This is a genomic window from Entomohabitans teleogrylli (assembly GCF_001484765.1).
GTDB classification, from domain to species: domain Bacteria; phylum Pseudomonadota; class Gammaproteobacteria; order Enterobacterales; family Enterobacteriaceae; genus Entomohabitans; species Entomohabitans teleogrylli.
The window spans coordinates 40150-47438 of record NZ_KQ947381.1; the positions used below are offsets into that span (position 1 = coordinate 40150).

5 protein-coding genes are annotated in these 7289 nt (G+C 55.3%); 4 read left to right on the forward strand and 1 reads right to left on the reverse strand.

Features of this window, described 5'->3' with window-relative positions; translation table 11 throughout:
- Positions 1-126: 126 nt before the first annotated feature.
- Complete coding sequence (nagE, locus tag AQ981_RS10370; protein ID WP_071608868.1) at positions 127-2151, reverse strand: N-acetylglucosamine-specific PTS transporter subunit IIBC; 2025 nt, start codon at positions 2149-2151, stop codon at positions 127-129.
- A gap of 330 nt (positions 2152-2481) precedes the next feature.
- On the opposite strand from nagE, the gene nagB reads away from it, so the two are divergent.
- The 4 genes from nagB to AQ981_RS10390 are packed head-to-tail and all read left to right on the forward strand — an operon-like array spanning position 2482 to position 6501.
- Positions 2482-3282 carry a glucosamine-6-phosphate deaminase gene (gene nagB, locus AQ981_RS10375; protein WP_058911686.1) on the forward strand — a complete coding sequence of 267 codons (801 nt, stop codon included), beginning with the start codon at positions 2482-2484 and terminating at the stop codon, positions 3280-3282.
- 28 nt (positions 3283-3310) lie between these two features.
- Positions 3311-4459 carry an N-acetylglucosamine-6-phosphate deacetylase gene (gene nagA / locus AQ981_RS10380; RefSeq protein ID WP_058911687.1) on the forward strand — a complete coding sequence of 383 codons (1149 nt, stop codon included), beginning with the start codon at positions 3311-3313 and terminating at the stop codon, positions 4457-4459.
- Between the two features lie 8 nt (positions 4460-4467).
- Entirely contained in the window at positions 4468-5688 is a 1221-nt protein-coding gene (nagC, locus tag AQ981_RS10385; protein ID WP_058911688.1) for a DNA-binding transcriptional regulator NagC, read from the forward strand.
- A gap of 60 nt (positions 5689-5748) precedes the next feature.
- Complete coding sequence (locus AQ981_RS10390; protein WP_058911689.1) at positions 5749-6501, forward strand: HAD-IIA family hydrolase; 753 nt, start codon at positions 5749-5751, stop codon at positions 6499-6501.
- Positions 6502-7289 lie beyond the last annotated feature (788 nt).

The window sequence follows — 7289 nt, forward strand, 5'->3', positions numbered from 1 at the left end:
TATAAGCCGCGGCAGGAAACAACCTTTACCTACATAAAATCATTGCCGCTCCCCCGAGCGGCCAAAAAAAAACGGCGGGGAAATCAACCCCGCCGTTTAAGGCATCGCACCTTACTCAGAAACGACTTATTTACCTTTAATCTCGAACAGCGGTGTTTGTCCGGCAACCACCTGACCCTGGGCCTGAATAACCAGACCGCCGAAATCATCAATGTTGCTGCACACCACCGGGCTCATCATCGAACGGGCATTGGCGTTGAGGAACTCAAGATCCAGCTCCAGCACCGGCTGGCCGGCTTTCACTTCTGCGCCCTCTTCCACCAGACGTTTAAAGCCCTGGCCGTTAAGCGCCACCGTGTCGATCCCCAGATGTATCACCAGTTCAGCGCCATTGTCCGTTGCCAGGCAGAACGCGTGATTGGTGTTGAAGATCTTCACAATGGTACCCGCCGCCGGCGCAACCACGATTTTATCGGTCGGTTTCACGGCCACGCCGTCGCCAACCACTTTACTGGCGAAGGCTTCGTCCGGCACCTCATCCAGCGCCACCACTTCGCCGGTTATCGGCGATACCAGCGCAACGACCGTCGCTTTCGGGTTATTGGGCACCGCCTGAGGCTTCGCGGCTGGCGCAGCAGCAGGTGCGGCGCTGGCTGGCGCTGCGGCTACCGCACCGGTGGTTTTCATCGCATTGGCGATTTTTTCCGCCATAAAGCCAACAATAATCTGTACGCTGGTTTTATTCAGACGAATGACACCGCTGGCGCCCAGACGTTTAGCCAACACTTCATTAACCTGCGCAGAGTCTTTCACGCTCAGGCGCAAACGGGTGATACAGGCGTCAATACCGGTCAGGTTGGCGGAACCGCCGACCGCAGCGATATACTGGCGCGCCAGTTCGGACACATCCTGATCTTTACCGTTGCTGACGTTAACATCTTCACCGTCGGCTTCGCTGCCGGCCACAGCCAGTTCGCGACCCGGGGTCATCAGGTTAAATTTGGTGATAGTGAAACGGAACACCAGGTAGTAGATGACAAAGAACACCAGTCCCTGCGGGATCAGCATGTACCAGTGAGTCGCCAGCGGGTTGCGGGACGACAGCACCATATCCACCAGACCGGCGCTGAAGCCAAACCCGGAGATCCACTGCATGGCGGCGGCGAGAAAGACCGAAATACCGGTCAACAGCGCGTGAATCACATACAGCACCGGCGCCACGAACATGAAGGAGAATTCCAGCGGCTCGGTGATACCGGTAAAGAAAGCGGCAAAGGCGCCAGCCATCATAATACCCAGTACTTTGGTTTTATTTTCCGGACGCGCGCAGTGGTAAATCGCCAGCGCCGCACCCGGCAGGCCAAACATCATGATCGGGAAGAAGCCCGCCTGATAACGACCGGTGATCCCCACTTCCGCGGTACCTGCCGCCAGTGACTGCGCGCCGCCGAGGAAATTCGGGATATCGTTAATGCCGGCTACGTCAAACCAGAATACCGAGTTCAGGGCATGGTGCAGACCAACCGGAATCAGCAGGCGGTTAAAGAACGCATACACCCCGGCGCCGATGGAGCCCAGTTTCTGGATGTGTTCGCCGAAATTCACCAGGCCGCCAAAAATGACCGGCCAGAGATACATCAGAATAAACGCCACGGCGATCATCACAAACGAAGTGAGAATCGGCACCAGGCGGCGGCCGCTGAAGAAGGAGAGCGCCTTTGGTAACTCTACGCCGCTGAAGCGGTTGTACAGTTCCGCGGAGATAATCCCCACCAGAATGCCCACGAACTGGTTATTGATTTTGCCGAACGCCGCCGGCACTTGATCGACGGGAATGTTCTGAATCATGGAAACCGCCGCTGGCGAACACAGCGTGGTGACCACCAGAAAACCTACAAAACCGGTCAGCGCAGCAGCGCCGTCTTTGTCTTTGGACATGCCGTAAGCCACGCCAATGGCGAACAATACCGACATGTTATCGATGATGGCGGCACCGGATTTGATGAATAACGCGGCCAGCGCGTTATCTCCACCCCAGCCTACAGGGTCAATCCAGTAGCCTACCCCCATTAGTATTGCAGCAGCAGGCAGTGTTGCCACGGGCACCATCAGGGCGCGGCCTACCTGTTGTAAATAACCAAGAATACTCACTTTATTCCCCCTTGAGACCCCGTTAAGGCCCGTTTCTGGCTGTGCTTTTTATAGTGTTACAACCTTGACTCTTCGACGACCTGAATAGATCGTTCCTGGAGTGTGTGAAAATTTAATTCGTATCGCAAATTAAAAGCGTGTTTTTTGTGATAATAATCACCAAATATTGCTCTTCACCTCCCTCTGCGCTAGCTATATACAAAAACTTATTTTATCATTCAAAAAATCAAGACGGACGAATGCCGACCAGACTGTGAAACTGCGTTATGCTTACATTCAGGTGATATTTATCCGTTCCGCTTTATTAACTTTACTCTATAGAGGTGAATGATGAGACTTATTCCCCTGGCCACGCCGGAACAAGTAGGTAAGTGGGCCGCTCGCCATATCGTTAACCGTATCAACGCGTTTAAACCGACGGCGGACCGCCCCTTTATTCTTGGCCTGCCAACCGGCGGCACTCCGCTGGAAGCCTACAAAGCGCTGGTAGCAATGCATAAAGCGGGCCAGGTGAGTTTTAAACACGTCGTCACCTTCAACATGGACGAATACGTCGGCCTGCCCAAAGAGCATCCGGAAAGCTACCACAGCTTTATGCACCACAACTTCTTCGATCACGTTGATATTCCTGCAGAAAACATTAACCTGCTGAACGGTAACGCGCCGGATGTGGATGAAGAGTGCCGTCGTTATGAAGAAAAAATCCGTTCTTACGGTAAAATTCATCTGTTTATGGGCGGCGTCGGCAACGACGGTCACATCGCGTTTAACGAACCGGCATCGTCTCTGGCCTCCCGGACGCGTATCAAAACCCTGACACATGACACCCGGGTCGCGAACTCTCGCTTCTTCGGCGGCGATGTGAATCAGGTACCGAAATATGCGCTGACCGTTGGCGTGGGCACGCTGCTGGATGCCGAAGAGGTGATGATTCTGGTGCTCGGCCACGTTAAAGCGCAGGCGCTGCAAGCGGCCGTGGAAGGCAACGTCAACCATATGTGGACCATCAGTTGCCTGCAGTTGCATCCGAAAGCGGTTATCGTCTGCGACGAGCCGTCAACGATGGAACTTAAAGTCAAAACATTGAAATACTTCAATGAATTAGAAGCTGAAAACATCAAAGACCTTTAAGTACGTTTATTTTTACCGGGAGTAGTTTATGTATGCATTGACCCATGGCCGGATTTACACCGGCCACGACGTTCTGGATGACCATGCCGTTATCATCAACAACGGAATGATCGAGCGCGTTTGTCCCGCCGACGCATTACCGGCAGGGATTGAACAGCGCGACATGGGTGGTGCTATCATCGCCCCCGGCTTTATTGATGTGCAGCTTAACGGCTGCGGCGGCGTGCAGTTCAACGACACAGCGGAAGCCGTCAGCGTCACCACGCTGGAAATTATGCAGCAGGCCAATGAGAAATCGGGCTGTACCAGCTTTTTGCCGACGCTGATTACCTGCAGCGACGAATTAATGATGCAGGGCGTGCGCGTGATGCGCGAGTACCTGCAGAAACATCAGCATCAGGCTCTGGGCCTGCACCTGGAAGGCCCGTGGCTGAACCCGGTAAAAAAAGGCACCCATAACCCAGCCTTTATCCGTAAACCGCAGGCTGCACTGGTCGATTTCCTGTGCCAGAACGCCGATGTGATTACTAAAATCACCCTGGCCCCGGAAATGGTGGAGCCGGAAGTGATTAGCCAGTTAAGTAATGCCGGGATTGTCATCTCCGCCGGCCACTCCAACGCGACCCAGCAGGAAGCGAAACGCGGCTTCCGCGCCGGTATTCGCTTCGCGACCCATCTTTTCAACGCCATGCCTTATATTACCGGCCGCGAACCGGGTCTGACCGGCGCTATCTTCGATAATCCCGACCTCTACTGCGGGGTGATCGCCGATGGCCTGCACGTGGATTATGCGAACATCCGCACAGCCAAACGCCTGAAAGGCGATAAACTGTGTCTGGTTACCGATGCCACCGCCCCCGCCGGCGCGAATATTGACCAGTTCATTTTTGCCGGTAAAACAATATACTACCGCAACGGGCTGTGTGTGGATGAGAATGGCACCCTGAGCGGTTCCTCCCTGACGATGATTGAAGGCGTGCGTAATCTGGTTGAGCACGTCAACATCGCGCTGGACGAAGTGCTGCGTATGGCAACGCTCTACCCTGCCCGTGCCGTGGGTGTCGACCACCTGTTAGGTACCATTGAAGCCGGAAAAGTGGCTAACCTGACGGTCTTTACCCGCGATTATCACATTATCAGGACTATCGTTAACGGCAACGAGGTCGTAACCGGGTAAGGAAAGGCATGACGACTGGCGGACATACACAAATTGGCAACATTGATCTGGTAAAGCAGCTCAACAGCGCGGCGGTATATCGACTAATCGATCTGCATGGCCCGATCTCGCGAATTCAGATTGCCGAACAAAGCCAGCTTGCCCCCGCCAGCGTGACGAAAATTACCCGTCAACTTATCGATCGCGGCCTGATCAAAGAAGTCGATCAGCAGGCCTCCACCGGGGGCCGCCGCGCGATCTCCATTGTTACGGAAACCCGCGCTTTTCAGGCCATCGGCGTACGGCTTGGCCGCTACGACGCCACCATTACGCTGTTCGACCTCAGCGCCAAAGCGCTGGCCGAAGATCACTATCCATTGCCTGAGCGAACCCAGGACGAGCTTGAACAGGCGCTGCTGAAGGCCATCAGCCACTTTATTGAATATAACCAGCGCAAAATCCGCGAACTGATTGCTATCTCGGTCATTCTGCCCGGCCTGGTGGATCCGGAAAGCGGCGTCATACGCTATATGCCGCATATTCCGGTGAATGACTGGCCGCTGGTGACCGCGCTGGAATCGCGCTTTGATATGGCCTGCTTTGTCGGCCACGATATCCGCAGTCTGGCGCTGGCGGAGCACTATTTTGGGGCGACCCAGGACTGTGAAGACTCCATTCTGGTGCGTGTGCACCGGGGTACCGGCGCCGGGATTCTTTCCAACGGCCAGATATTTATCGGCCGCAACGGCAGCGTCGGGGAGATTGGCCATATCCAGGTCGATCCGCTCGGTGAGCGCTGCCACTGCGGTAACTTTGGCTGTCTGGAGACCATTGCCGCCAACGCCGCCATTGAGCAGCGGGTGCGTCATCTGCTGGAGCAGGGTTATCAGAGCCGCCTGACGGTTGACGACTGCAATATCAAAGCCATCTGTAAAGCGGCGAATAAAGGCGATCCGCTGGCCTGCGAAGTCATTGAATATGTAGGCCGCCACCTCGGCAAAGCCATCGCCATCGCCATTAACCTGTTTAACCCGCAGAAAGTGGTGATCGCCGGCGAAGTGACGGAAGCAGACAAGGTCCTGCTACCGGCCATCGGTAGCTGTATTAACACTCAGGTACTGAAAGCGTTCCGCAAAAACCTACCGGTAATGTGTTCGGCGCTCAACGACCGCTCGGCTATCGGCGCCTTTGCGCTGGTGAAACGCGCCATGCTCAACGGCATGCTGTTGCAGCGATTGCTGGAAAGTTAACAGGGTTTTTGGCCAATCCAGGCTATATTACGCGTTTCCTTTGGACAACCTGAGTAGTCAATGACCATCCAGAATCTTATTTGCGATATTGACGGCGTGCTGATGCACGATAACGTCGCTGTTCCGGGCGCGGCGGAATTCCTGGCGCGCGTCCTTGAGAAAGGTCTGCCGCTGGTGCTGCTGACCAACTACCCTTCCCAGACCGGGCAGGATCTGGCAAACCGTTTTTCATCGGCGGGTATTGATGTGCCGGACAGTGTGTTCTATACCTCGGCCATGGCCACTGCCGATTTCCTGCGCCGTCAGGAAGGCAAGAAAGCCTATGTGGTTGGCGAAGGGGCATTGATCCACGAACTGTATAAAGCCGGTTTTACCATCACCGATATCAATCCGGATTTTGTTATCGTCGGGGAGACTCGCTCCTACAACTGGGAGATGATGCACAAGGCGGCCTATTTTGTCGCCAACGGGGCGCGTTTTATCGCCACGAACCCGGATACCCACGGGCGCGGTTATTACCCGGCCTGCGGCGCGCTGTGCGCGGGTATCGAGAAAATCTCCGGCCGCAAGCCATTTTATGTTGGTAAGCCGAGTCCGTGGATCATTCGCGCGGCGCTGAACAAGATGCAGGCCCACTCCGAGCAAACCGTTATTATTGGCGATAATTTACGCACCGACATTCTTGCTGGTTTTCAGGCCGGGCTGGAAACCATCCTGGTGTTATCCGGGGTTTCGACGCTGAATGATATTGATGCGATGCCGTTCCGGCCATCGTGGATTTATCCGTCGGTGGCGGAGATTGATGTGGTTTGAGGTTGTTTTGATTGGGTGGTGTGGTCAGTGTTGGTGTGAGGTGGTGCTGTTTTTCTGTTCAGGCGGTGAGTCGGATGTGAGTCTGAAGCTCCGCTTTTTTCCGTTCACTTTATGTCTGGTGCTCTTTGTTAACTCCGGTTATCAGTGAACGGGTCGGGGAGCGTCCCGATCGCTCCCCGATACCCCTCGCGGCCCCGCAACGGAAATCGCCGCTTCGCGGTCCCCTCCACTCCCGGCTTTATCCCGCGGACCGGGCATGACTCGACTTCCTGTCTCGGTATACCGGCTGGCATCGGTCTGTGGTGTTACTGTTTTTTCCGCTCACGCGGTGAGTCGGATGTGAGTCTGAAGCTCCGCTTTTTTCCGTTCATGATGTCAGTCGGGAATTGTGTCTGATGCACCGCTGTTTTTCCGTTCACTTTATGTTTAGTGCTTTTTGCTGACTCCGGTCATCAGTGAACGGGTCGGGGAGCGTCCCGCTCGCTCCCCGACACCCCTCGCGGCCCCGCAAGGGAAATCGCCGCTTCGCGGTCCCCTCCACTCCCGGCCTTATCCCGCGGACCGGGCATGACTCGACGTCCTGTCTCGGCATGCCCTCCCGGCGCCATCCATGGCGCCTGGTCCTTGTCTCGCGGCCTTCGTTACAGCGATTTCCAGCGGGGGATATGCCCCGCTGCCATTTTATTGTCTGGTTTGCAGCACCATTATCGCGGTAAGACTGGTTTAATTCTTTGAAAAATAGCGGGAAGTCTGCGGGAAGTCTGCGGGAAGTCTGCGGGAAGTCTGCG